The following is a 25,207-nucleotide window of genomic DNA, read 5'->3' as shown; positions in this document are numbered from 1 at the left end:
GTCCGACCAGGCACACGCGGAGAAAAACCCATGAAACCCCGCTGGTGCCGGCCGGACCGCCTGTGTCGCGACGGATTCCATGCAGCAGTGGTCGGGCCAAGCCGCTCGCAATCGAAATAAAATGCAGAATTCCCCGTTTTCCTACGCGATCGCGTGCCGGGGCGGGATTGCCGGAAGCTTCCGAAACCCTTAGGATTCAACCGGCTTCGGCCTGTTCCCCCTTCATGAAAATTGTCGTCCACGATTATGCGGGACATGCGTTCCCGACATCCCTGAGCCGCGCTCTGGCCAAGCGCGGTCACGAGGTCGTGCATGCCTTTGCCTCGACCCTGCAGACGCCCCGCGGCGACCTCCGGCACCGCGAAGGGGATTCCCCGACGCTCCGTTTCCAGGAGATCCCGATGGATCCGGACTACCCGCGCTACAAGTATTCCTTCCTGCGCCGACGCAACATGGAGGTCCGCTGTGGTCGGGCCGCCGCCGGCTTCATCCGCGAGTGGAAGCCGGATGCCGTGCTCTCCGGCAACACGCCCACCGAGACCCAGGACCCGATCGCCTTCGCCACCACCGGCGTCGGCGGACGCTTCTTCTACTGGGTTCAGGACTTCTACAGCCTCGCGGTTGATCGCCTGCTGCGGAAGAAGATCCCGGTCGCCGGATCGCTGGTCGGCAAGTGGTACCGCCATCTCGACTCGCGGCAGTTCGCCCAGAGCGAGCGCATCGTCACCATCACCGAGGACTTCACGCCCATTCTCGAGAAGGAGTTCGGCATCGATCCGGATCGCGTCGAAGTCGTGCCAAACTGGGCGGTGATCGAGGAACTTCCCGAGCAGGACAAGTCCAACGAGTGGGCGGTGCGTCACGGACTCCACAACCGCTTCGTCTTCCTCTACTCCGGCACGCTCGGGATGAAGCACGATCCCTCGATGCTGCTCGAGCTCGCCCGTCGCCACCGCGACGACTCCGAGGTGCGCGTGGTCGTGATCTCGGAAGGCATCGGGGCCGAATGGCTCAAGACCGAGTCGGCGAAGGCCGGGCTCAAGAATCTTCTCGTCCTTCCCTACCAACCCTTCGCCGATCTGCCGTCGGTGCTCGCCACCGGCGACGTGCTGGTCGGGCTGCTCGAGGAGGAGGCCGGCACTTTTTCGGTGCCGTCGAAGACGCTCAGCTACCTGTGCGCCGCCCGGCCGCTGCTGCTCGCCGTGCCTCCAGCCAATCTCGCGGCCCGGATCACCCTCGACCACGGGGCCGGCCTCACCGTCACCCCGGGCGATCTCGACGGCTTTCTCGCCGCCGGGCGCAACCTCCGCGAGTCCCAGGCGCTGCGGGCGAGCCTCGCTGCCAACGCCCGCAGCTACGCCGAGCAGACCTTTCCCATCGAGGCCAAGGCCGACACCTTCGAACGCATTCTCACCGGATGAAACGCTGCCTGTGGATCACCCGCCAGGACCCGCGTCCGGCCGACAGCGGCGACCTGATCTACACGATCGGGTTGCTGCAGGCGCTGGCCGCGACCGATGAGTGCCGGATCACCGTGCTGGCCCACCGGGCGCCACACAATGCGGGGGAGACGCTGCCGGGCATTCACTGCGAACTGCCGGTCGGCGTGCCAAAGAAGTCGCTGCTGTGCCTGCTCTCGAAGCTCCCCAGCGATGCCCACCGCCTCGGTGGCCGCGAGATGCGCGAGGCGCTGTGGGACCTGCTGCAAGAGGACTTCGACTGCGTGGTCATCGATCAGGCCGCCAATGCCTGGGCGCTCGACCTGATCCCGCGCGAGATGCGGGTGATTTACATTTCCCACAACCACGAGGCGAGCGTGCGCGCCGAGGTCGCCGAGTCCGGCGAGGGGTCCCCGCTTTTCCGCTGGGCGCTGACCAAGGACGCGATGAAATACGCCCGACTCGAAGACCGCCTCGCCGAACGCGCCGACGCCATCAGCGCCATCACCCCGCGCGACGCCTCGATCTACAAGCGCGAGTTTCCGGAGAAGCGGATCAAGATCATCTCGCCCGGATACTCGCGCCGGATCCCCGAATCCCTGCCCCCGCTGGTCGAGCGAACCCCGCGCCGCGTGGTGCTGGCGGGCACCTTCGAATGGCTGGCCAAGCGCCGGAACCTCGAGGCCTTTCTCACCGAATCCGCCGAACCCTTCGAGAAGGCCAACATCGCCTTCCACGTCGTCGGGAAATGCGACCCGGCCTACTTCGCCAAGCTCAGCGAGGAATTCCCGCAGGTTTCGTTCTTCCCCAACGTCCGCAGCATGGATCCCCATCTGGGCGACGCCCGGATCGGCCTGATCCCCGAGGCGCTCGGGGGCGGCTTCAAGCTCAAGGCCCTCGACTACATTTTCCGTGGCCTGCCCCTCGCATCGATCGGACCGGCCCTTAGCGGCCTGCCCCTGAATCCCGGACGCGACTGCCTCGCCGCCGGATCCACCTCCGAACTCGCGGAGCTGATCGCCGATCGCATCGACGACCTCGAGTTCCTCAACCAGGCCGCCGCCAATGCCCTGGAGAAATGCCGTGGCGCCTTCCACTGGTCCGACCGCGGCAAGGCCCTCGCCCGCCTTCTGACTCCATGATCTTCTTTCAGTTTCTCAGCATTTCAGAATTTCAGCATTTACCATGAAGCTTCTCGTCACCGGCTCCTCCGGCCTCATCGGCTCCGAAGTGTGCATCCATTTCTCCGCCCTCGGCTGGGAGATCCATGGCGTCGACAACAACCAGCGCGCCGTCTTCTTCGGTCCGCAGGGCGACACCCGCTGGAATCAGGACCGGCTGCAGCGCGACCTGCCCGGCTTCGTCCACCACGAATTCGACATCCGCGACCGCGACGGCGTGCTCAAGCTGCTCGCCGAGGTGAAGCCCGACGCCATCGTCCACACCGCCGCCCAGCCGTCGCACGACCGGGCCGCGGCGATTCCCTTCGACGACTTCGACACCAACGCCGTCGGCACGCTCAACCTGCTCGAGGCGACCCGCCAGGCCTGCCCGACCTCGCCCTTCGTCCACATGTCGACCAACAAGGTCTACGGCGACCGGCCCAACACGATCGCGCTCAAGGAACTCGAAACGCGCTGGGATTACGACGATCCGGCCTACGCCGACGGCATCACCGAGGAATTTCCCATCGACCAGTCGAAGCACTCGCTCTTCGGCGCGTCGAAGGTGGCGGCCGACGTGATGGTCCAGGAGTACGGACGCTACTTCGAGATGCCGACCTGCTGCCTGCGCGGCGGCTGCCTGACCGGTCCGAACCACTCGGGCGTCGAGTTGCACGGCTTCCTGAGTTTCCTCGTGAAATGCAACCTCGAGGGCCGCGAGTACAAGATCTTCGGCTACAAGGGCAAGCAGGTGCGCGACAACATCCACTCGCACGACGTCGCGCGCTTCATCGAGGAATTCATCAAGGCACCGCGGGTCGCCGAGGTCTACAACATCGGCGGCGGACGCCACAACTCGTGCTCCATCCTCGAGGCCTTCAAGATCGCCGAAAAGTTCTCCGGCAGGGAGCAGCAGTTCGCCTATCAGGAGGGCAACCGCATCGGCGACCACATCTGCTACATCTCCAATCTCGACAAGATGCGCGCCCACTACCCCGGGTGGGACATCACCGTCAGCCTCGAGGAGACGATCCGCCAGATCGTCGAGGCGTGGCAGAAGCGGTGAGGCAGTGTTTCCGTGTTTCGATGTTTCAGTCATCGATGCCGGGCCGAAGAACTGAAACACCGAAATACTGAAGCACCGAAACACCGACATGCTCCTCGACGACGCCACCGACCCGCTTCGAATTCCCCGCGCCCCCGAGGCGGTGTGGGTCGAGCGATTGCTGTGGGCGTTCATGCTGTCCTTCGCTTTCGACTACCGGGCGTCGGTGGACCGCCAGGCCGGCGGCGGCACCGGTCTCGACCAGTTGCTGTTCCTCGGCACCTGCGTGCTCGCCACGCTCGGCATCCTCTACTTCGGCTGGCGGCACCTGCTGGTCAGGCCCGGCGTCTGGATGATCACGCTGTGGGGTGGCGTGCTGGCCTTCATGGCGGGCGGCGCGCTGCTTCAAGGCGTCGATCCGACGCGCTCGATCCGCACCGGCCTGCCCTTCGGCCTGTGCCTGGCCGGCATGATCAACGCCCACATCGCCGCCTGCGCCGGACTCCGTCCGTCCCGCATCGTGGCCCCGGTTTTCGCCGCCGCGGTGATCAACATCTTCTGGCGCATCCTTCACGGCTTCCTGTTCAAGGAAATCTCGCTGGAGACCGTTCGCGTCGAGGTCCTCAGCCCTTCGACCAACTGGATGGCGGCCTGGATCGGCTGCGCCCTGCTGCTCCGGTCGCGCTTCCACTGGACGCTCGTCCTCGGCTCCGCCGCCTTGCTCACCGGGATCCTCATCACCGTCACCCGCGCCCTGATCTTCCCGGTGATGGCCTCGGCCGTCGCCACCTCGTTCTGCTTCGCGCTCGGCTGCCACTGGAAGATCTTCCGCTGGAGCGAACTTCCGAAGCGTTTGCTGCCGGTCGGTGCCGTCGCAGGGCTCGCCGTGGCCGGACTCGTCATCGCCGCCGCCGTCTGGCCCGCCCTCATCGAGCGCTGGGGCGAACGCCTCTTCCACCACGCCGGCGACCGCAACCTGGCCACGGACGTCTCGTGGCTCACCCGCCGCGCGGAGGCCGAAGACATCGTGCGGATCCTCGGTGAGGAACCGAACCGCTACGTCCATGGCATGGGCGTTGGCGCGTCCTATACCTGGAACATGGCCTACATCCCGGAGCTCCAACTCGTTTACCCCAAGAATGCCGACCTCGGCAGCGACGTCTGGTTCGCCGGACACTCGACCTGGACCTACGCGCTCTTTGCCGGCGGCGTCATCGGCCTGCTGGGCCACCTGGCCCTCTTCTCCAATACCGCGATCCAAAGCCTGCGCTCGGCGAAGTCCAACGCCGCCCTGCCCGGACCCGACATCTGGCTCGCCTTCCTGCCCTTTGTCGCCACGCTCTGTTTCCTGAGTGAATCGGCGACCTCCAATCCCTTCTACGAACGACTCGCCGGCATGACCTTCGGAATCATGGCCGGGCTGCCCCAGGCCTTCCACATCCGGGTTTCCTTCCTTGCCCGCACCGACCCGCACCGATGAATCCACCCCCCACTGTTGCACTCGTCGACACCCGCTGGGCCGGGCACCACCCGACCTACCTCCGGGAATTCAGCGCCTCGCTGCTGCGCATGGGTGCCCGCGTCCTGTTGCTGTGCCAGAAGCCCGACGAGATCCTCGAGGCCCTCGACGAGGCACCAAGCGACCGCATCGCCGGCTTCCCCTTCATCCACCGCAATCACGGAGTCATCAACCGCAACCGCGACCACGACCCCCTGAGCACGCCCCTGCGCTGGCGCGCCACCGCCGAAATCCTCGACCGTGCGGAGCGCGACACCGGCTGGACCGCGGATCTCGTCTTCTTCTGCTACCTCGACTGCTACCTTCGCTTCTCGCCCTTCCCGCTGCTTCCCGGCATGACCCTTGGCCGACCGTGGAGCGGTCTCTACTTCCGGAACGGGCACCTCGAGTTCCCCGGCGACCCGCTCCGCCGCGCGGCCAAGGGCGACCGGCTCCTGCGCAGCCCCGACTGCCGTGCGGTGTGCACGCTCGACGAGCGCTTCAACGACACCCTCGAGGAGATCTCCGGCCATCCGGCGATCGCCTTCCCCGACATGACCGACGAGACGCTTCCCGACACGCCGACCCCGGCTGCCCGAGCCCTCCGGGAAAAGGCCGGCGACCGGAAGATCATCGGGCTGATCAGCATGGAGAAGCGCAAGGGCCTCGTCACCATGCTCAAGGCCGCGCTGCGCGCCGGTGAATTACGAGAACCATGGTATTTCGTCGCCACCGGCCCCTATCCTCGGGGAACCTTCTCTCCCGAGGATCTCGCCTTTCTCGATGATCTCGAGAAACGCATCGCGGCGGGCGAAATCGACCACATCCACTTCGACACCAGTGGCGACCGGATCCAGGACGGCGCGCCCTACAACTCGATCTTCTCGACCTTCGACCTCGTCTGGGCCGCCTACGAGGGCTTTGAAGGAAGCAGCAACGCCCTCACCAAGGCCGCCGCCTTCCGCATCCCGCTCGTCGCGACCGCCGGCCAGTGCGTCGGCGACCGCGTCGAGCGCTTCCAGATCGGCCGCACCTTTCCCGAGGGCGATCCCGAAGCCGCGGTGGAAGCCATCCGCGGCGCGCTCAACGGCGACGGGCCCGACGGCGCCAAACTCGATCCTGAGTTCGCAACCTACCACCGAGGCCACTCGCGGGAGCGCCTCGATGAGGTGTTCCGCGAGCTTTCCATGATCGGCGATGGTTCAGGTGGTTTCAGGCTTGAAGCACAGGCTGAAAAGACACCCGCATGCCGACCCCTCAACGCGCGCTCCGAAAGCGGGGCTTGAGAGCCATCGCAGGTACACCTAAAATCACAGCATGGGAACGCTTCAAGAGATCGAAGAGGCAATCGACCGCTTGCCCAAAGACCAGGTTTTCGCACTGGGTGAATGGCTTCAGCGTCGAATCGATGCGCAGTGGGATCAGCAGCTTGAGGACGATGTGGAGGCGGGTCGTCTGAACAAGGTCGCAGAGGAGGCCCTCAGCGAATATCGCGCGGGGAAGTCGAAGAGTTTTCCGTCGGATGCAGAGTAGAGCCGTCGCCAGCTTTTGGGAGGGTTATCAGAGGCTTCCCTCAAGGATCCAGCGAGCTGCGGACAAGCAATTTTCACTTTGGCTCGAAGACCCCCACCATCCATCGGTGCGGTTCAAGAAAGTGGGTGACTTCTGGTCAGCGAGAGTGACAGGGGGCTATCGTGCCCTTGGAATCATGGAGGGGGATGTGGTGATCTGGTTTTTCATCGGAACCCACGCCGAATACGATCATTTGTTGTCGTAGCCTTCAAACCCCTTCCACACCTAACTTAGAAACTTCTCCCACACCTCTCGCTCCTCCAGGGAAGCGAGCACGTGATCGGCCTCCTGCAATCCATCCGCCGGGATGGAACCGGTGGCGACGGCGAGGCAGCGGGCACCGAGAGCGCGGGCACAGGCGATGTCCTTGGGCGTGTCGCCGATGATCAGGGTCTCCTCGGGAGTGAACGTCCGCCCGGCATGAGCCGCGGCCCGCTCAAGAGCGACCGGCCCGAGCCGATTGCGGTCGGGGTGATCGCAGCCGTACGCGCCGAAACCAAAGTGATGATCGAGCCCGTAGTGCCGCATCTTGGCCCGGGCACCGGACTCGATATTGCCGGTCAGGAGGCCCACCGTGATGTCCTCCCTGCCGGCAACCACTTCGAGCATCTCCAACGCACCGGCCAGCACCCGCCCCGGAAACCGCCCCCCTCCGAGGTGGCGTTCGAGATGTTCGAGATAGAGCGCGTAAAACGATTCGATTCCCGCCTCGTCGGGTTCCTGCCCGAAGTGCCGGAACATGTCCGCCACGATTCCCGAGTCGGTGCTGCCCGCGAGATCGAGTTCCGGGCCTTCCGCGCCGAAGCACTCGTGCGCCGCATCCTTCAACGCCCGCATCCCGGCACCGCCGGTGTCCACCAGGGTGCCGTCGATGTCGAAAAGCCAGAGTCTCGCCGGAGCGCTCACACCTTGGCCTCGTCGGCCGTTTCGTCGGCCGACTCCCCGTCGGCGGAATCGTCCTCGTCGGAGGCCGGCTCCGACATCACCTCCACATCTTCCTCTTCCTCGTCCTCGTCGATGAAGTCGTCCTCGTCGATCAACTCGCCGTGGAACATCTGGAACTTGCGCTTCTGCTGGGCCTTGGGCAGCGGCGAAAGCGTCATCCCCAGCGCACGGCCGCTCAACCTCGGTGGTTGGTCGACATTGGCCATCGTCTTGAGGTCCGCGATGATCCTTTCGAGCTTATCGAAACCCAGCTCGCGGTGGGCGTTCTCCCGGCCGCGGAACTGGAGCACCACGCGGATCTTGTGCCCCTCTTCGAGGAAGTTCTCGATGCGGTGCAGCTTGATGTTGTAGTCGTGCTGCTCGGTGCGGACGCGGAACTTGATCTCCTTCATCCGGGTCGCGTTCTTGGCGCTCTTCTCCTGCTTCTTGAGTTTCGCCTGCTCGTACTTGTACTTGCCGTAATCGATGATGCGGCAGACCGGCGGATCGGCCTTGGAGGCGATTTCGACCAGATCGAGCCCGACCAGCTTCGCCTTCTCCAAGGCTTCCCTGGCGCTCATGACTCCGAGTTGACGGCCGTCGGGGAGGACGACACGGACTCTGGGGGCACGGATGCGCTCGTTGACACGGGTCGTGTCACGCGGTGTCCGTTTGAATTTCTTCTTTTTCTTAGCGATGGCTCTGGTCGGTGTTGGTTCAGTGCGACGCGGCGAGAACCGGACACAGCCGGTGGCTCCCCGCGAAGAGGGTGGTGGAACGTGAATGCAGGAGTCCCGTCATGAGGGATGCATCAGCGTAGGAGCCGGTCCTCAAAGTGACCGGTTCTGGATTTCCTCGCGTATCGTTCCAATGAAAGCATCAAGTGATTGGGCACCAAGGTCGTCTTTGTCGCGGTGGCGGACGGAAACCGTCCCCTGCTCGACCTCTCGGGCGCCTAGGACGATCATATACGGAACCCGGTCGAGCCGGGCAAGACGAATCTTGGCACCGACTTTGTCACCTCCGCGGTCGAGCGAGACCCGCACCCCGGCATCGGCGAGCCGGGCGGTCGTCTCCTCGGCCGCCTCGAGGAACTTCTCGGAAATCGGCAGCACCCGCACCTGTTCGGGCGCCAGCCAGGTCGGAAACTTGCCGGCGAAGTGCTCGATCAGCAGGCCGGTGAAGCGCTCCAGCGAGCCGAAGGGCGCGCGGTGGATCATTACCGGGCGGTGGGTCGTGTTGTCGGCCCCGACGTATTCCAGCCCGAAACGCTCGGGCAGGTTGTAGTCGACCTGCACCGTGCCAAGCTGCCACGAGCGGCCGATCACGTCCTTCACCACGAAGTCGATCTTCGGTCCGTAGAAGGCGGCCTCGCCGAGTTCCTCGGTGTAGTCCACGCCCATCCCCCGCACCGCCTCGCGCAGCGCGGCCTCGGCCTTGTCCCAGTTCTCGGGCGAGCCGACGTACTTGTCGCTGTCCGGATCGCGCAGCGACAGCCGCACGGTGTAGTCGTCCATGCCGAGGGTCGTCAGGACCTTCTTCACGAGCCCGAGGCAGCCCTCGATCTCCCCGGCCACCTGGTCCGGCGTGCAGAAAATGTGGGCGTCGTCCTGGGTGAAGCCGCGGACCCGCGTCATGCCGCCCAGCTCGCCGCTCTGCTCCCAGCGGTAAACCGTGCCGAACTCGGCCAGGCGCACCGGCAGATCCCGGTACGAGCGGTGCTCGCTGTCGAAGATCTTGATGTGGTGCGGACAGTTCATCGGCTTGAGCAGGTAGCCTTCGTACTGCCCCTCCTCGAGGCCGTTGATCAACTGGTCGCAGCTCGCGTTCTCGTCGGCCAGCTTCTCGAGGGTGTCGCGCTCGGGGATCGGCGCATACTGGCTCTCCTGGTAGTAGGGGAAGTGACCGCTGGTGCGGTAGAGGTCGAGCTTGCCGATGTGCGGCGTGAAGACCTGCGAGTAGCCCTGCTTGTCGAGCTCCTCGGTGATGAAGTCCTGCAGCTGCCGGCGCACCAGCCCGCCCTTCGGTTTCCACAAAATGAGTCCCTGGCCGACCGCCTCGTCGATGTGGAACAGGCCCATCTCGCGCCCGAGCTTGCGGTGGTCGCGCTTCTTCGCCTCCTCGAGCCGCTCGAGGTGCGTCATGAGTTCGTCCTTCGTCGGGAAGGCCGTGCCATAGACCCGCTGCAGCTGCCCCTTGTCCTTGTCGCCCATGTAGAAGGACGACGACACCGCCATCAGCTTCGCGTGCTTCGTCTTGGCCGTCGAGCCGACGTGCGGGCCGGCACAGAGGTCGATGAATTCGCCGTTCTGGTAACAGGAGATCTCCTCGCCTTCGGGAATCTTGTCGATCAGGTCGAGCTTGAAGCGACTGGCATTTCCGGGGCGCTCGGACAAACCACCCAGGCGGCCGCTTTCGGCCATCGCCTTCGCCTCGTCGCGGGAAATCACGATCCTCTCGAAGCGCTGGTTTTCCTTCGCCACCTTGCGCATCTCCTGCTCGATCTTCTCGAAGTCGTCCGGCGTGATCCGGTGCTCCATGTCGAGGTCGTAGTAGAAGCCGTTCTCCACCGGAGGACCGTAGGCGAACTGCGCGTCCGGCCAGATCCGCAGGATCGCGGTCGCCATCACATGGGCACACGAATGCCGCAGGCGCTCCAGATCCGTCATCTGCTCCCGTTCTTCCAGCGTTTTTCGTTCGGCCATGCCGCCCCGGAGAAAGCAGGTCCGCACCCAACTTACAACCGCGAATCACGGCCGGCATCCCCGGCGTTGAGGCAAATCCGGGAAATCCTCACGGCCGGATCACCCGCAGGCGCATGAAACGGCCGCCCGGCCCACCGGGCAACTCGACATCCCCGACCGGATCCATCGACTCAACGGGCAGGTCGGGCTCCGGGAAACGCAAAGCGAGGCTGTGCGTTCTTGTCCTCAGTGATCGGAGCATCCGCAGCCTTCGACCCAGCGCGGGGCGACGTAGACTGTCATGAGTCCTTCGTTCACTTGCTCTGTGCGGAGAGGCGCAGATGGTGCAGCCGGGACGGCGGCAGGACCGAATGGCTCACTCACCAGGCGGTAAAATGCCTTCCCGGCGGGGGGTGCGGGATCGGTCCATGATTTCACGAACCCGTCACCACTGAACGAGAACTGGCTGGCATTCGAGAAGTCGAGATCGGTGTCCTTTTCGACGACGTAGTCGAGGAAGCTGGAAGACGGCCACTCAAGCTCGGTCGCCGAGGGCCCGAGATTCACGATCTCGACGATGGCTGGAGGGCTGACTTCCCAGCCAATGTCCAGCAAGCCCGCCAGATCGAGGTCGGTCGCCACCGTGAGTCCGCCGCTGCTGCCGGTCAGGCTGGGCCGCATCATGACCGCGCCGGAAGATCCATGGGGCGTACCAAAAGAGCCGTAGGCGGGTTTGTTCGAAACGCTCTGATCAAAGTGACCTCCACCGGTTTGCACGGCGGGCGCGCTACCTGCCGACTGCACGACGGCCGGGCCGGTGAAGGTGTTCGAGTTGATGAGGTTGTCCCACGACGCGGCCGTTCCGATACCAAGCACATGCGCGAACTCGTGCAGGGCCACCGGAATGAAGTCGGTCTTCGTGGGATGGGGGGTCGATGAGAAATTGAAGTCCGTCGTGATGTCGAACGTCACGAAGCCGAAGGAGGGTGCGAAATCGGTTGCCAGGCTGTCGTCGTTGACATCCGCCCCCGGATTTCCCCGGGCACGGATCCTCGAGAACCACGCGGCAGCCGATCCAAATCCACTGTATCCGGACGTTCCCCCCTGACCTCGGACGGTGCCACCCAGTTCACGGGCTCCGGCGAAGACGATGAGGATATCTTCCGGGACTACCGGATTGGGCAAACTCTCGGTGGCTCCGGTTTGGGGATTGCTGACAAATACGGTCCAACTGCCACCGGGGAACTCCGAAGGATCCACCCGCAACAGATTATCGCTCAGCAAGTCACTATAGAACTGAGCAGCGGCCTCAAGCGCTTGTCGTCGCTCGGGAATATCGAAGTAGCCGTCGGTGTCGTAGGTGTAGTCGACTTGAATTTGAATGGCGGATGCCGAGGTCGCGAGCAAGGCACTCAGGAATGGAAGTGGACGCATGGTTCTGGTGATTAAGCGGTTCCTGGGGGCTCCGAACACTCCATGGTGCGACTCGCATCAACAAGTCTGAAGATCCTGAAATTCAAGGCTGGTTGAGAACCAGGCCAAGTGCCCGCCACCGCACCCCCGGCAGCGGGTCCCATGAACTCCAATCCTTTGGAGCAACGACGGTAGCCACCCCGGGCCGCCGGGGCACTTGGCAGTTCTCCATGGCTGTGACAGCCTGTCCCCGCGCATGGCGGGCTCCTTCCACCTCACCTTTCTCGGCACCGGCACCTCGGTCGGCGTGCCGGTGATCGGCTGTGACTGCGCGGTCTGCACCTCCGGCGACCCCCGGAACCGCCGCACCCGGGCCTCGATCCATCTCGAGGCCGGCGGGCACAGCCTGCTGGTCGACTCGGGACCCGACCTCCGCGAGCAGGCACTGCGTGAGAAGCTGACCCGCGTCGATGCCGTGCTCTACACCCACGCCCACGTCGATCATGTCGCCGGCTTCGATGAGTTGCGGGCCTTCTGCTGGCGGCGCGACGACCCGCTGCCGCTTCACGGCAACCGCCAGACCCTCGACATCCTCGGTCAGATGTACCCGTGGGCCTTTTCGCCGGACAACGTCTACAAGGGCTACGTCAAGCCCGCCCCGGTGCTGCTCGACGGCCCCTTCGGGATCGGCAGCCTGAAGATCACCCCGCTGCCGGTCGTCCATGGCAACATCGAGACCCACGGCTTTCTCTTCGACCACCCGGGCTACCCGCCGATCGCCTACATCCCCGACGTGAAGGAGATCCCGACCACCACCCGCGAGCTGCTGCGGAACGTCGACATTCTCATCCTCGACTCACTGCGGCCCGATCCGCACCCGACCCACCTGTCGCTCGCCGAGGCCATGGCCATGATCGGGGAAATCGAACCCGGTCAGGCGTGGCTGACCCATCTCGGCCACGAAAACGACCACGCCGCGCTGGCGGCCGGCCTTCCGCCCCAGGTCCATGTCGCGCACGATGGATTGAAGCTGCCCGCTTTTTAGGTTCCATCCCGGCGCGGGAAATCTTCCCATCGTCTCATGTTCCCCGTTCCGCTTCTGATCCTGGTCCTCTCCGTCGCCCTGCGCGCGGAACCGCCGGAGCCGCCGCGGCCCGCCACCGTCGCCGTGATCTACAACAGCGGGGTCGAGGGATCCGAAAAGCTCGCCCGGCTCTACGCCGAGAAGCGCGACATCCCCGCCGAAAACCTCATCGGCCTCCCCCTGCCCGACAAGGAGGAGATCAGCCGCGACGAGTACGACTCCCTGCTGCGGGAACCGCTCGCCGGGATCTTCGACGAACGCCGCTGGTGGCGCCGGGTGCGGGATCCCAAGGGCAACCCGGCCCTCCAAAGCACCAAGATCCGCATTCTCGTCTGCATGCGCGGGGTGCCGAGCCGGATCAAGCACGCCTTCCCCAAGAACGAGAACGGCGCCCCGCCCACCCAGCAGCAGATGATGGCCACCGCAAGCGCCGCGGTGGATTCCGAACTTGCGATGCTCGAAAACGAGGGGCTCCCCCTCGAAGGCCCGCTCAACAATCCCTATTTCAAAAGCGACGCGCCGGTCGCCGAGGCCGAGCCGCCGATTCTCCTGGTCGGCCGGATCGATGCCCACAGCTTCGCGGTCTGCGAGCGCATGATCGAGGATGCCGTCGAGGTCGAGAAGACCGGCCTGTGGGGCTTCGCCGTGGTCGACCTCGCCAACAAGATCGCCCAAGGCGACGGCTGGATGCGCACCGCGGCGACCACCCTCGACGGCCAAGGCATCCCGACACTGGTCGACCGTTTCAACGAAACCCTGCCGGTCAACTTCCCGCTCGATGACACCGCCTACTACCTCGGCTGGTACGACTGGAACGTCAGCGGCCCGTTCGTCAAACCGGGGTTCAAGTTCAAGCGCGGGGCGGTGGCGGTCCATCTCCACTCCTTCAGTGCGGCCACCCTCCGGGATCCGAACAAGACCTGGTGCGCGCCCCTGCTCGCCAGGGGTGCCGCCGCCACGGTCGGCAACGTCTACGAACCCTTCCTCCACCTGACCCACCACCTCGACATCCTCACCGACCGCCTGCTCGACGGCCACACGCTCGTCGAAGCCGCGTACATGGCCGCCCCCGCCGTATCCTGGCAGGCGGTGGTGCTCGGCGACCCCCTCTACCGGCCCTTTGTGCGCATCGACGGGTCCGGCCGCAAGGCCGACGCCGACCGGCTCTTCCGCGCGCTGCGCATCGCCCAGCTCCGTTGGCCGTCCGACGACACCGAGCGCGAGGCGCAGCTGCGCGCCGCCTCGACGCGGATGAACGATCCGCGCCTGCTCGAAGCGGTCGGCCTCCACCTTCACCTCATCGGTCGTGGCGACCGCGCCGCCTCGATCTTCCGCGATGCGCTGCCGCGCTTCACGGATCCCGCCGGCAAGCTTCGCATGGATCTCCACATCGCCCGCATCGACCGCGAGGCCGGACGCAAGGAGGCCGCCATTCGCCAGCTGCGCACCGCTTCGACCACCTTCGCCTCGCTGCCGGAAGCCAAGGCGGCCCTCGCCTGGCTCAACATCATCGATCCACCGCCACCACCACCCGCCCAGGCCCCCGAGAACCGATGACCCGCTACGCGCAACTACGGGAATCGATCCTCGCCGCGGTCGCCGAGTCCCCCGCCCCCGATCTCCCCTCCGAACTCGAGCTCCAGGCCCTGTGGTTCGCCGGCGCCTTCGGCCGGGAATTCGTGGATGCCGATGGAGCTACGGTGAAGATCGTACAATTCGGCGAGTGGAACCGCACCGCCGGCCCGGACTTCCTCCATGCCTCGGTGGCCATCGACGGCGAGGCCCGCGCGGGCGCCATCGAACTCGACTGCCACGCCACCGACTGGGAGGCCCACGGCCACGGGGCCGATCCCGCCTTCAACCAGGTCGTGCTCCACGTCGTCTTCCGCTCGCCCGAAGCCGCCACCTTCACCCGCACCGCCGAGCACCGCGCGGTGCCGCGGGTCACGATCGCCCCCGACCAGCTCGAGGAGGTGCTCCAGCGCCCGGCCCGCGAAGTGGCCATCGCCCGGCCGGGACGCTGCCTTCATCCCCTCGCCGAAATGCCGGAGGGTGCGGTCGCGTCACTCCTGCGCGAGGCGGCGGAATACCGGGCCGGACTCAAGAGCTCCCGCCTCCTCCAAACGGCCGACGCCCACGGTCGCGACGCCGCCCTTTTCCAGGCCACCGCCGAGACCCTCGGCTACCGGCCCAATGCGCTGGCGATGCGGCTGCTCGCCCAGCGGTTGCCACTCGCCGCGCTGCGCGAGGACCCCGGGGCCGCCGCCGCGCTGCTCTTCGGGGTCGCCGGGTTTCTCGCGCCCGACCTCCACGAGAAGGCCCCCGCCGACACCCGCGACCAGCTGCGGTCGCTGTGGGACACCTGGTGGAAACACCGGGCCCGCTGGGAAACCGATCACGCCATCCCCTGGCAGCTCGGCGGCCAGCGCCCCGCCAACCATCCCCACCGCCGGGTCGCCGCCCTCGCCGCCCTGGTCCGGGCCTGGCCCGCCTACCGCCGCCACGCCCTCGGCCGCCCCTTTTCGCCGAAAGCCGTGCTCCGCTTCCTCGGCGATCTCGAAGACCCCTTCTGGATCCACCGCCACACCCTTTCTTCCGCACCCTCCGCCAGGCCCGTCGCCCTCTTCGGCAAGTCACGCGCCACCGAACTGCTCGTCAATCACCTCGCGCCCCTCGCCCTGCACGAGGATCCGCGGTTCGACTGGGAGGCCTTCCTCCGACTGCCGGCCGCCACCCCCAATGACAAGGTCCGCCGCGGCGCCATCCGCCTGTTCGGCTCCGAGGCCCAGGCCGCGCCGTGGCTGAAGAAGGCCGCCCACCACCAGGCCCTGCTCCAGATCTACCACGACTTCTGTCTCGAAGACCTCACCGACTGCCACGACTGTCCCTTCCCGGAACAGCTCTCGCAGTGGTGCTGACCCGAAGTTCCAAAGTCGAAGTTCCAAGTTCCAAATTTCACAACCCGAGCCTTTGCGTCTTGGCGACTTTGCGGTTCAACCTTCTTCCACCCCATGCTCGAGCACCTCGTCGCCCTCAATGCCCTGCCGAAGATCGGGCCGGTCCGGATCCGGCGCCTGCTCGACGCCTTCGGGTCGGCCGAGGCCATCCTCAACGCACCGAAGGACCGGCTCACCCGCGTCGATGGCATCGGCCCCGAAACCGCCGAGGTCCTGCGCTCGTGGGAAAGCCACACCGATCCCGCCACCGAGCTGCGCGAGGTGCGGGAGCGCGGACTGTCCCTGCTCACCCCCGACGACGAGGCCTTCCCGCCCGCGCTGCGCGAGGCCTACGATGCCCCGGTGCTGCTCTACGTCTGGGGTGAGGTCCTGCCGCGCGACCGCCATGCCATCGGCGTGGTCGGCACCCGCCGCGCCACCATCTACGGGAAAAACAGTACCAAGAAGCTCTCCTTCCAGCTCGCCGATGCCGGACACACCATCCTCTCCGGACTTGCCCGGGGCATCGACACCACCGCCCACGAAGCGGCGCTCGCGGCCCGGGACGGTCGCACCGTCGCCGTGATCGGCTCCGGCCTGGCCAAGATCTTCCCCGCCGAAAACCTCGGCCTCGCCGAGATGATCGCCGACGGCCACGGCGCGGTGGTTTCCGAGTTCCCGCTCCACACCGCGCCGGACAAGCAGACCTTTCCCCAGCGCAACCGCATCGTCGCCGCCTGGTCGCGCGCCCTGCTCGTCACCGAGTCGCCCGCCTGGTCCGGCTCGCTCATCACCGCCAATCTCGCCGCCGAGTATGGACGACCCGTCTACGCCGTTCCCGGTCCCATCGACAAGCCCACCTCCGCCGGTTGCCACCGCCTCATCCGCGACGGCGCCACTCTGGTCACCGACGCCGGCGACATCCTCGACGACCTCGGCGGCCTCGGATTGGAGCGCGGACTTCGGTCCGCATCTTCCGCATCGGATTCAGTCGGGCCACCCGACACCCCCGAACTTCCCCCCGAGGAACAAACCGTCCTCGACGCCCTCGGCGACAACGAATCCGGCGTCGACCGCCTGATCGACGTCACCGGCCTCCCCGCCCCGACCGTCACCGCCACCCTCCTCAAGCTCGAAATGAAACGCCTCGTCCAGGCCCTCCCCGGTTTCCGCTACGTCCGCCGATGAAACACTTCCCATCACACAACCCCTGCCGCGCCTGGCTTCACCGTTTCGCGATCCTTGCGCTTTCGGCCGTCACCTCGGCGACCGGGGCGGATCAGCACCTGAACGGCCTCTTCTACTATCGTCCACCGCAGCCTCGGGAAGCACGGACCGTGGAATGCGACGTGGCGGCTTACGGCGGCACCCCTGCCGGTGTCACGGCGGCGATTCAAGCCGCTCGCATGGGTCGCAAAGCGGTGCTGGTCTCATTCAATGGCCATGTCGGCGGCCTGACCTCGGGAGGGCTGACCGCCACCGACATCGGCGACCGGAAGTCGATCGGCGGATTGGCCAACGAGTTCTACCAGGGCATTGGCAAGATCAAAGACTTCAGCCCGTCGGCGGCCGAGGAGGCCTTCCGCAGGATGCTCGAAGAAGCCGGGGTGGAAGTGATCCTGAATGCACCGCTGGAGTCGGTGGAAACCAAGGACGGCCGGATCGTCTCGATGAAGATGGAAGGCGGCGAGACCATCCGCGCAAGGATGTTCATCGACGGCACCTACGAGGGCGACCTGATGGCGGCGGCGGGCGTTTCCTATCAGGTCGGCCGGGAACCGCGCAGTGCCTACGGCGAATCGCTCGCCGGACAGTGGCAGCAGGTATCGTGGAAGGGCGTCTATCAATTCTGCGGGCTGCCGATCAGCCCCTACGTCCATCCCGGTGACCCGGAGTCCGGCCTGTTGCCGGGGATTGCCTCGGATCCTGCCGGCAAGCCGGGTCAGGGCGACTACCGGATCCAGGCCTACAACTTCCGCATGTATCTCTCCAACAAGCCGGGCAAGGTGCCCTTTCCCAAGCCGCAGGGATACGACCCGGGCCGCTACGCCCTGCTTGCGCGCTTCCTGAACATCGAGCCGCGGCCGACGTGGACACTGAACTACACCACGCGCCCGATGACCGATGGCCCGGTGCAGATGCGAAATGGCGACTCGAACAACGCCGGAAGCTTCTCGACGGATCACGTCGATGGTGCCCACCACTGGCCGGACGGAACCTACGAGCCGGTCAATTTCTCAAAGTTGCCGGAGCCGCGCCGCGGCCTGCCGATGCCCATGCGCGCGCTCTATCAGCTCCGCGAAAAGATCTTCCAGGACCACGTCAGCTACCAACTCGGGCTGCTGTATTTCCTCGCCCACGATCCGCAGGTTCCCGACAAGCTGCAGGAGCGCGTGCGGAAGTTCGGACTCGATCCGGAGGAATTCAAGGAGACCGGTCACTGGCCTCACCAGCTCTACGTCCGCGAGGGGCGGCGCATGGTTTCCGACTACGTCATGACCCAGGCCGACTGCGAGCGGACGCGCATCGCCGAGGACTCGGTCGGCCTCGCCTCCTATGCCATGGACTCCCACTTCTGCCAGCGGGTCGTGGTCGAGGAGAATGGCCACACGACCGTCCGCAACGAGGGCGGCTTCGGACACCCCTGCAAGAACGGCCCGTACCCCGTCGCCTACCGCTCCATCGTCCCGAAACGGGAGGAGTGCACGAACCTGCTGGTGCCGGTCGGCCTTTCCGCCTCCCACGTCGCCTTCGGTTCGATCCGGATGGAGCCGGTCTTCATGATCCTCGGACAGAGTGCCGGCACTGCCGCCGCAATGGCGATTGACGCGGATCAGCCGGTACAGGATGTCCCTTACGCCAAGCTCAGGGAGCGGCTCGAGAAGCAAGGGCAACGGCTGTGATCAATCCCGGGCAGTCGTGACCCTGAAACGGGAACGATGAACCGCTGATTACGCAGATTAAGCGGATTTCGAAAGAGCTGGAAATACGGCAGGAGTCACTTGAAGAGAGCTCATCCGGTTCGATCCACCTCATTGATTTTCCGCGTAATCTGCGAAATCTGCGGTTCCCATCTCTGAATCCACAGTCACCAATCCCGCGAGGCCCGCCCCCATGAAACCCACCACCAACATCGCCCAGACCACTGCGCCCGATGGTGCCGTGTTCCGCCTCGTCGGCCACGACGGCGAATTCTACCTCTACATGAATGACCGCCAGGTCATGAGCACCACGCTCACCCACTCCGAGTTGCTGCTGGCCGACGGTGGCTGCGACTTCCGCGACAAGCGGCGCCACCCCCGGGTCCTCATCGGCGGGCTCGGGCTCGGCTTCAGCCTCCGGCGATCGTTGGAAATCACGGGCGAAAAGGCGCTCGTCGAGGTCGCCGAGCTGCTGCCCGAGGTCATCGAGTGGAACCGCAGATGCCTCGACGGCTGCAACGATGACATCCTCGCCGACCCGCGGACGCGCATCGTCGAGGCCGACGTCTACGACCGGATCGTCGCGGCCGCCGGCAAGAAGGGCCCGCGCTACGACGCCATCCTGCTCGATGTCGACGACGGCCCCTCCTCCCTGCTCCAGCCGCGCAACGCCCGCATCTACGGACGGGAAGGGCTGCAGGTGATCAAGCGCGCCCTCAGCCCCGGAGGCCGCGTCGCCTTCTGGTCCGCCGGCGTCGAGGCCGGCTTGCTGCGCGACCTCCGGCGCAGCGGATTCGCCGTCGAGGAACTGGAGGTCGCCAAGCACCCGCGCGCCAAGCGCCGGGAACACCGGATCTACCTCGCCGAGAAACGGGACTGAGCCGACACCCCGGCTCGACAAACGCCATGACCCTGCGACAAGGCACGCCATGAAGAAGTCCTTTCCCCTCGAAGTCCCCGGCATCAAGCCTCCGCGGGTGGTGGCCGCGATCAAGAACGACGTCCGCAAGTATATCAAACGCGAGCGCCGCAAACCGCTTCCCGAGGACGTCGACTTCTGCGACTTCGCCTGCCGGGTCGGCACCGAACCGGAGTCCGCCACCGAGGCCCACGTCGCGGAGCTCATCGCGCTCATCGACAACGCCTCCCGCAAGGAATGGCCCGCCATCTACATCGAGATCCTCGCCAAGCCGGGATATCGAACGAAGAAACCCGGCCCGGAAAGCGCGACCGATGAGTGATGCCCACCCCAATGATCCCCTTCACGGGATCACGCTGAAAGCCATCGTCACCGAGCTGCACGAGCGCCACGGCTGGCAGGCGATGGCCGACCGGATCCCGGTCCGCTGCTTCCAGAACAATCCCAGCATCAATTCCAGCCTCACCTTCCTCCGCAAGACCCCCTGGGCCCGCGAGAAGGTCGAGAAGTGGTACATCGAGGAAGCCGGGCGGCACTGAGCGGTCACGGATCCAGATACCCGTCGAGGCGCTCACGGATCGCGCCCAACCGGTCCCCGAGCGCGCCGAACCGTTCCTCGCGCCGCCAGGCGTCGATGACCTCGCGCGCCGCCCGGTCCCGCGCGTCCATCTCCGCGCCCGAAGGGATCTCCACCCTGGTCAGCAGGTTGTCGGAAACCGGGTAGTTCGAGTTTGGAAAAATCGCCGCGAAGGCATCGAGCCCGGCGGCACTCCGTGCCGGATCGAGCAGGTAGTCCTCGACCACCTTCCGCTGCGCGGCGTCCCGCAGGTCGGCCCGCGCCATGAGCTGGGCAAGCATCACCGGTCGCGACGCCGCCACCGCGGCATCGCCGGCAAGCCAGCCGAGGGTCTCCTCCGGCGCCAAACGGACCAGCCGGTCGAGCGTGAGGAATGCGGCATGGGCCGTGGCACGACCGGCCTCGCTGCGGTCGGACACCAGTTCGGACAGAAGCGGCACGGCGGAGGTCGCCCGCGTGTGGACCAGCACGTCGAAGGCCTCCAGATACCCGGCGGTCGGTTTCGTGCGCCACTCGGGATTCCGCACGAGTTCGATCGCCTTTCGCTCCAGATCGTCGCGGGTTTCCGGTCCCGGATCCCCGAGCGCCTTGTTTCTCAGGCAGACCGCCCACTCGTCCGGGTCGTTCGATTCCGCCAGGACGGTCTCCGCCAGCTTCGCGGCCTGCGCTGGATCGATCCGGCCCAGCCAGTCGAGCAGGGCCACGCGCAAGGCCGGCGCCGTCTTCAGGCTCCCATCCGGGCGCAGCGTGAAGGACAGGCCGGTCCGGAAATTGCGCGAATCGTCCGCCAGAAAATCGACCATCGCCCGGGAGGCTTCGGCAGGCGGCATGGCGAACAGGTCCGATTCAAGCCTCGCGAGAATCCGCCGGACATCGGCGCCCCCCCTGGCCGCATCGAGGCTTCGAAAGGCATCGTCGATCACCGGGGCGACCGGCCCTGCGACGCTCTCCTGCCGGGCCGCCGAAGGCACCGGCTCCCCGCCTTCCACCCGCCCGGCATCCGACGGACCCCGCCGGACCATCAGCACGGCAACTCCCAGCATCACCAGGAAAACCACCACCCATCCGCCGCGTTTCATCGCCTCGACTCTCCGGTTCGCCGCCGTCGGGGAACAAGACCCAAATCCAACTCCTTCACTGGGCGCTCCGGTCGCGGCGGGCTCCCTCGAGGTGCTCCTTGGCCTCCCCGACCAGGAACAGCGAACCGGCGATCAGCACCGGTGCCCCGCTCGCCTTCGCCGCCGAGAACGCCTTGGCAAAATCCTCGTGCAGGCAGGCCTGGGAAAAGTGCCCCACCAGCGCCTCGGCCGGAAGGGCGCGTGGCGAGTCGATCGGACAAAGATGAACCTCGGAAGCAATCCCGTCCAGATGGCGCGCGATTCCGGCGACATCCTTCGATTCGACCGCACTGAAAATCAGCGCCGCCTTGCGCTCTCCGAATCGCTCCTTCCAGGTCCGGACCAGCGCCTCCGCCCCCTCGGGATTGTGCGCGCCGTCGAGCACCACCTTCCCGTCGTCGCATTCCAGAATCTCGAAACGGCCGGGCCAGCGGACCGTTTCCAGGCCGTGTCTCACCGTCTCGTAGTCGAGCGGATAGCCCAGCGCGTGCAGGCATTCGAGCGCCAGCGCCGCGTTCCAGGCCTGGTGCTCCCCCGGAAGCCCGATCGGATAACCGCGGAGCGGGACGGGCACGAAACTCAGTGGCGTCCGCCGCTCGTTCGCCTCCAACTCCAACACGCGGCGCGCTCCATCATGCTGGGGCGCGGAGATCGCCGGCTTCCCTTCCACCAGGATCCCCGCCTTCTCGAAGGCGATCTTTTCCAGGGTGTCCCCCAGCCACTGCATGTGGTCCATGCCGATCGGCGTGATCGCGCAGACATCCGCCGGCACGGCCGTGGTCGCATCGAGGCGGCCGCCCATGCCGGTTTCGAGGATGATCAGCTCGCACTCCCTTTCCCGGAACCAGCGCATCGCCGCGGCCAGCGTGATCTCGAAGAAGGTCGGATGCGGGTCGAGGCGTTCGCAGATCCCCCTCAACTCGGTCAGCAGGGCGGCACATTCCTCCTCGGGGATTTCGACGCCCGAGACGCGGATCCGCTCGCGGAAGTCGATCAGGTGCGGCGAGGTGAAAAGCCCGGTGCGCGTGCCGCCGGCCCGGGCGACCGACTCGGCCATGGCGCAAGTACTACCCTTGCCGTTGGTCCCGGCGACGTGAAGGACCCGCGTCCGGTGCCCGGGATAGGCGAGGAACTCCTTGAGGAGGCGCCGCGGACCGTCGAGCCCGAGCTTGATCCCGAAGAGCTGGGTTGAAAACAGCCAGTCGATGGACTCGCGGTAGTTCATGACCGGCCGCGACGGAATCTCACGCCATCATGTAGGCGAGGAGCGTGGTCAGCTTCTCGCGCAGCTTGGTGCGCGGCACGATCGAGTCGATCAGGCCGTGATCGAGCATGAACTCGGCCGTCTGGAAACCGGGCGGCAGGTTCTGGTGGGTCGTTTCCTTCACCACCCGCGGTCCGGCAAAGCCGATCATGCACTTCGGCTCGGCGAGGTTCACGTCGCCGATGGTCGCGAAGGAAGCGGTGACGCCGCCGGTGGTCGGATGCGTGAGGATGGAAATGTAGGGCAGCCCGGCCTCTCCCAGGCGCGCCAGCGCGCCGCAGGTCTTGGCCATCTGCATCAGCGACAGCATGCCCTCCTGCATGCGCGCGCCCGACGAGGCGGAGACGATGATCATCCCGCGCTTCTCCTTGATCGCCATCTCAATGGCCCGCGTGATCTTCTCACCGACCACCGATCCCATCGATCCGGCGAAGAACTTGAAATCCATCACCGCGATCATCACCGGCTTGCCGCCGACGGTGAGGCGTCCGGTCACGACGGCATCCCGGAGGCCGGTCTTCTCACGCAGCCCCGCGGTCTTTTCCGAATAGTTCTGGAAACCCAGCGGGTTGGCGGAGATCAGCTCGGTCTCGGTTTCCTCGAAACTCTGCGGATCGGCGACCAGCGCGATCCGGTCGTGCGAATCCATCAGGAAATGATGGCCGCAGTGGTGACAGGTCTGGAGGTGCTGGCGCAGCTCAAGCTGGTGGAGCATCGCGGAGCAGTCGGGACACTTGGTCCACAATCCTTCCGGCATCGTGTCCTTGGCCTTGTTCTTCCGGAGCTTGGGCTTGTCGAAAATTCCCATGATGGTGCTTGGAGGCGGGGAGCAGAATGCCCCGACCGGGATGGCCCCGAGGCTACCCGCGCATCACGGTCACGACAATCACCTTTTGAAAGCCCGCTTTTCTCAACACCCGGGCACATTCGTGGGCGGTCGAGCCGGTGGTGAAGACGTCGTCGACCAGCACCGCGCCCGCGCCGCCGACCGTCCCTCTGCGGACGGCAAACGCCCCGCGCAGGTTCTTCTGGCGCTGGCTGCGGCTGAGGCGCGTCTGGGTCTCGGTGGGCCGGATCCGCCGCAGCAGATCGAGCACGGGCATGCCGAGCCGCCGGCCCAGCGGGCGGGCGATCTCGCGGGACTGATTGAACTGCCGCCAATGATGCCGCCGCCGGTGCAGCGGCACCGGGACCAGCGGCCAGCCCTGCTCGTGGGCCTCGGCCAGGCGCGGATCGGAAAAGGCGGAAACGGTCAGGTCCGCCAACTCGCGCGCCAGTTCCAGCCGACGTCCGTATTTCAAATCATGCACCAGCGTCATGGCACCGTCCGAACGGAACAGGGCGGGCCGCGCAAACTCGAAGGCGAAGCTCTGGTCGCGGCAGTTCGGGCACGCGAACTCGGCCTCGATCCGCCCGTCAAACCCCTGCCCGCAGATCCGGCAATGTGGGGCGCGCAGCCGGGGCAACTCGTCGCCGCATGCCCGACACAGGCAACGCCCGCCCGGCACCCCTTCGCCGCACAGGTGGCAGATGCCGGGATAGACCAGATCGAGGGCCCGGCCGAAGATGCCTCTAAGGACCCGCCTCATCGATCTCGTCCGGCAGGCTCCGGCGGGTCATCAAGGCGACGACCAGGCCGGTCAGGATCACCATGACCAGCGGCAGCACACCCTCCAGCAGCGTCATGCCGACAAACCAGCGCGCGGCATCGGGCAGCTCGAAGACCGGCCAGGTGGCCGCCTTGAAGACGGTGAGCGCCAGAACCCAGCCCGCGTGCAGGCCGATCGGCAGCCACAATGAAGCCGTCCGGTAGCGCGCCACGCCCAGCACCACGCCGACGGCAACCAGGATGGAGAAGCTGCCGACCATCGAGAGCGGATCGGCGAAGCGGGAAAGAATCTGACCCAGCAGCTCGAAGCCGGCATTCCCGGCCTCGGGATCGGCCACCGCCGCCCCCGCCGGAGGCTCGAGGAAATGGACGAAGGCGAACAGGAACGACAGCGTGACGATCGCCATCGCCGGGCGCATCGCCCGCAGGAAGATGCCCAACAGAACCCCCCGGAAAAGCACCTCCTCGAGGATCGACACCACCAGCGCGGTGATCAGTCCTTTCCGCAGGGCGCCCCCCCAGTCGATCTCCGAGACGATGGGGTTGGGGACACCCTGGGTCGACTCCGCCGCATCGCGCCACAGGAAGAAGCCGGCCTTCACCAGGATCCAGCCGGAAATCATCAGGATCCCTCCCGACAACACGAACCCAAAAATCATCTCCGCGCCGCCATGGGGATTCCGGCGCAGGGGCTGACCCCGGCCGCTCACCACCGAATCCGGAAGTCGCAGCGACCAGGGCGTGTCCCGGTAGCGCTCGCCACCGCGGCCGAGCTTGAGCCAGGCCAAGAGCGGAAACAGCAGCACCAGGGCCGACAGCAGGACCGCGCGGTCGAAGAAGCGCCCGAAGTTGTCCTTGGATCGCTCCGCCGCCCGTCCGATCCATTCGACGAAGCCGTTGGTCTCCTTCTCGGCGGTCACCTCGGCGAGGCCCATGCCGATGTTGTAGATCCACGGGGCGATCGCCGCCCCGAGGACCAGGGTCCCCACCACGTAGAGGAGGACCTTGAAGACGTCGCCTTGGGAACTCGTCGGCACCCCC

The 25,207-nt window shown here is 66.1% G+C and carries 23 protein-coding genes; 14 read left to right on the top strand and 9 right to left on the bottom strand.

Annotated elements, in window-relative coordinates; translation table 11 throughout:
* Nucleotides 1-224 precede the first annotated feature (224 nt).
* The 6 genes from ACG2LG_RS02305 to ACG2LG_RS02280 all read left to right on the top strand — a co-directional run bounded on the left by ACG2LG_RS02305 (nucleotide 225) and on the right by ACG2LG_RS02280 (nucleotide 6,678).
* Nucleotides 225-1,421, top strand: a complete 1,197-nt coding sequence (locus ACG2LG_RS02305) for a glycosyltransferase family 4 protein (RefSeq protein ID WP_396255952.1) — start codon at nucleotides 225-227, stop codon at nucleotides 1,419-1,421.
* Entirely contained in the window at nucleotides 1,418-2,581 is a 1,164-nt protein-coding gene (locus ACG2LG_RS02300; RefSeq protein WP_396255951.1) for a hypothetical protein, read from the top strand. The genes ACG2LG_RS02305 and ACG2LG_RS02300 overlap by 4 nt, the downstream gene beginning before the upstream one ends.
* Nucleotides 2,582-2,624: 43 nt before the next feature.
* Nucleotides 2,625-3,668: an NAD-dependent epimerase/dehydratase family protein gene (locus ACG2LG_RS02295; RefSeq protein ID WP_396255950.1), complete on the top strand. Its 1,044-nt coding sequence runs from the start codon at nucleotides 2,625-2,627 to the stop codon at nucleotides 3,666-3,668.
* An 88-nt stretch (nucleotides 3,669-3,756) separates the two neighbouring features.
* Nucleotides 3,757-5,127: a hypothetical protein gene (locus ACG2LG_RS02290; protein ID WP_396255949.1), complete on the top strand. Its 1,371-nt coding sequence runs from the start codon at nucleotides 3,757-3,759 to the stop codon at nucleotides 5,125-5,127.
* Nucleotides 5,124-6,431, top strand: a complete 1,308-nt coding sequence (locus ACG2LG_RS02285; protein WP_396255948.1) for a hypothetical protein — start codon at nucleotides 5,124-5,126, stop codon at nucleotides 6,429-6,431. Before ACG2LG_RS02290 ends, ACG2LG_RS02285 begins: the two co-directional genes overlap by 4 nt.
* A 31-nt stretch (nucleotides 6,432-6,462) precedes the next feature.
* Nucleotides 6,463-6,678, top strand: coding sequence for a hypothetical protein (locus tag ACG2LG_RS02280; RefSeq protein ID WP_396255946.1), 216 nt, complete (start codon nucleotides 6,463-6,465; stop codon nucleotides 6,676-6,678).
* Between the two features lie 264 nt (nucleotides 6,679-6,942).
* On the opposite strand, the gene ACG2LG_RS02275 is transcribed toward ACG2LG_RS02280, so the two are convergent.
* The 4 genes from ACG2LG_RS02275 to ACG2LG_RS02260 form a co-directional block, all read right to left on the bottom strand.
* The gene (locus ACG2LG_RS02275) at nucleotides 6,943-7,623 is read right to left on the bottom strand and encodes an HAD family hydrolase (RefSeq protein WP_396255944.1); all 681 of its coding nucleotides are present in this window, start codon (nucleotides 7,621-7,623) and stop codon (nucleotides 6,943-6,945) included.
* On the bottom strand, nucleotides 7,620-8,339 hold the full coding sequence (infC, locus tag ACG2LG_RS02270) for a translation initiation factor IF-3 (RefSeq protein WP_396256178.1): 720 nt from the start codon (nucleotides 8,337-8,339) through the stop codon (nucleotides 7,620-7,622). Before infC ends, ACG2LG_RS02275 begins: the two co-directional genes overlap by 4 nt.
* A gap of 132 nt (nucleotides 8,340-8,471) precedes the next feature.
* Nucleotides 8,472-10,346: a threonine--tRNA ligase gene (gene thrS / locus ACG2LG_RS02265; RefSeq protein WP_396255942.1), complete on the bottom strand. Its 1,875-nt coding sequence runs from the start codon at nucleotides 10,344-10,346 to the stop codon at nucleotides 8,472-8,474.
* 225 nt (nucleotides 10,347-10,571) lie between these two features.
* Nucleotides 10,572-11,759, bottom strand: coding sequence for a hypothetical protein (locus tag ACG2LG_RS02260; RefSeq protein ID WP_396255941.1), 1,188 nt, complete (start codon nucleotides 11,757-11,759; stop codon nucleotides 10,572-10,574).
* 235 nt (nucleotides 11,760-11,994) lie between these two features.
* Here ACG2LG_RS02260 and ACG2LG_RS02255 point away from each other — a divergent pair, with 235 nt between their 5' ends.
* The 8 genes from ACG2LG_RS02255 to ACG2LG_RS02220 all read left to right on the top strand — a co-directional run bounded on the left by ACG2LG_RS02255 (nucleotide 11,995) and on the right by ACG2LG_RS02220 (nucleotide 20,137).
* A complete protein-coding gene (locus ACG2LG_RS02255; RefSeq protein ID WP_396255939.1) occupies nucleotides 11,995-12,783 on the top strand; it encodes an MBL fold metallo-hydrolase in 789 nt (262 codons plus the stop codon).
* Nucleotides 12,784-12,819: 36 nt separating this feature from the next.
* Nucleotides 12,820-14,379: a TIGR03790 family protein gene (locus ACG2LG_RS02250; RefSeq protein ID WP_396255938.1), complete on the top strand. Its 1,560-nt coding sequence runs from the start codon at nucleotides 12,820-12,822 to the stop codon at nucleotides 14,377-14,379.
* Complete coding sequence (locus tag ACG2LG_RS02245) at nucleotides 14,376-15,740, top strand: DUF2851 family protein (protein WP_396255936.1); 1,365 nt, start codon at nucleotides 14,376-14,378, stop codon at nucleotides 15,738-15,740. Before ACG2LG_RS02250 ends, ACG2LG_RS02245 begins: the two co-directional genes overlap by 4 nt.
* 93 nt (nucleotides 15,741-15,833) lie before the next feature.
* Nucleotides 15,834-16,946, top strand: coding sequence for a DNA-processing protein DprA (gene dprA, locus ACG2LG_RS02240; protein WP_396255935.1), 1,113 nt, complete (start codon nucleotides 15,834-15,836; stop codon nucleotides 16,944-16,946).
* Nucleotides 16,943-18,661, top strand: a complete 1,719-nt coding sequence (locus ACG2LG_RS02235) for an FAD-dependent oxidoreductase (RefSeq protein ID WP_396255933.1) — start codon at nucleotides 16,943-16,945, stop codon at nucleotides 18,659-18,661. The genes dprA and ACG2LG_RS02235 overlap by 4 nt, the downstream gene beginning before the upstream one ends.
* Nucleotides 18,662-18,872: 211 nt before the next feature.
* Nucleotides 18,873-19,559 (top strand): spermine synthase, encoded by a 687-nt coding sequence (locus tag ACG2LG_RS02230; protein ID WP_396255931.1) that lies wholly within the window; start codon nucleotides 18,873-18,875, stop codon nucleotides 19,557-19,559.
* 49 nt (nucleotides 19,560-19,608) lie between these two features.
* Nucleotides 19,609-19,920 carry a DUF6172 family protein gene (locus ACG2LG_RS02225; RefSeq protein ID WP_396255930.1) on the top strand — a complete coding sequence of 104 codons (312 nt, stop codon included), beginning with the start codon at nucleotides 19,609-19,611 and terminating at the stop codon, nucleotides 19,918-19,920.
* Nucleotides 19,913-20,137 carry a VF530 family DNA-binding protein gene (locus ACG2LG_RS02220; protein WP_396255928.1) on the top strand — a complete coding sequence of 75 codons (225 nt, stop codon included), beginning with the start codon at nucleotides 19,913-19,915 and terminating at the stop codon, nucleotides 20,135-20,137. Before ACG2LG_RS02225 ends, ACG2LG_RS02220 begins: the two co-directional genes overlap by 8 nt.
* A gap of 4 nt (nucleotides 20,138-20,141) precedes the next feature.
* Here ACG2LG_RS02220 and ACG2LG_RS02215 read toward each other — a convergent pair whose 3' ends face one another.
* Genes ACG2LG_RS02215 through ACG2LG_RS02195 form a run of 5 tightly spaced genes read right to left on the bottom strand, consistent with a single transcriptional unit; the run spans nucleotide 20,142 to nucleotide 25,203 of the window.
* Nucleotides 20,142-21,254 (bottom strand): hypothetical protein, encoded by a 1,113-nt coding sequence (locus ACG2LG_RS02215; protein WP_396255926.1) that lies wholly within the window; start codon nucleotides 21,252-21,254, stop codon nucleotides 20,142-20,144.
* A gap of 55 nt (nucleotides 21,255-21,309) precedes the next feature.
* Nucleotides 21,310-22,518 (bottom strand): bifunctional folylpolyglutamate synthase/dihydrofolate synthase, encoded by a 1,209-nt coding sequence (locus tag ACG2LG_RS02210; RefSeq protein ID WP_396255924.1) that lies wholly within the window; start codon nucleotides 22,516-22,518, stop codon nucleotides 21,310-21,312.
* A 19-nt stretch (nucleotides 22,519-22,537) separates the two neighbouring features.
* The gene (gene accD, locus ACG2LG_RS02205; protein WP_396255923.1) at nucleotides 22,538-23,365 is read right to left on the bottom strand and encodes an acetyl-CoA carboxylase, carboxyltransferase subunit beta; all 828 of its coding nucleotides are present in this window, start codon (nucleotides 23,363-23,365) and stop codon (nucleotides 22,538-22,540) included.
* A gap of 52 nt (nucleotides 23,366-23,417) precedes the next feature.
* Nucleotides 23,418-24,146: a ComF family protein gene (locus ACG2LG_RS02200; protein ID WP_396255921.1), complete on the bottom strand. Its 729-nt coding sequence runs from the start codon at nucleotides 24,144-24,146 to the stop codon at nucleotides 23,418-23,420.
* Nucleotides 24,130-25,203: a lysostaphin resistance A-like protein gene (locus tag ACG2LG_RS02195; RefSeq protein ID WP_396255920.1), complete on the bottom strand. Its 1,074-nt coding sequence runs from the start codon at nucleotides 25,201-25,203 to the stop codon at nucleotides 24,130-24,132. Before ACG2LG_RS02195 ends, ACG2LG_RS02200 begins: the two co-directional genes overlap by 17 nt.
* Between the last annotated feature and the right edge of the window lie 4 nt (nucleotides 25,204-25,207).

It is taken from the genome of Haloferula sp. A504 (assembly GCF_044385805.1).
Taxonomy (GTDB): Bacteria; Verrucomicrobiota; Verrucomicrobiia; order Verrucomicrobiales; family Akkermansiaceae; genus Haloferula.
Note: the sequence above shows the minus strand (reverse complement) of the source record. Positions and strands in the feature narration are given on the sequence as shown.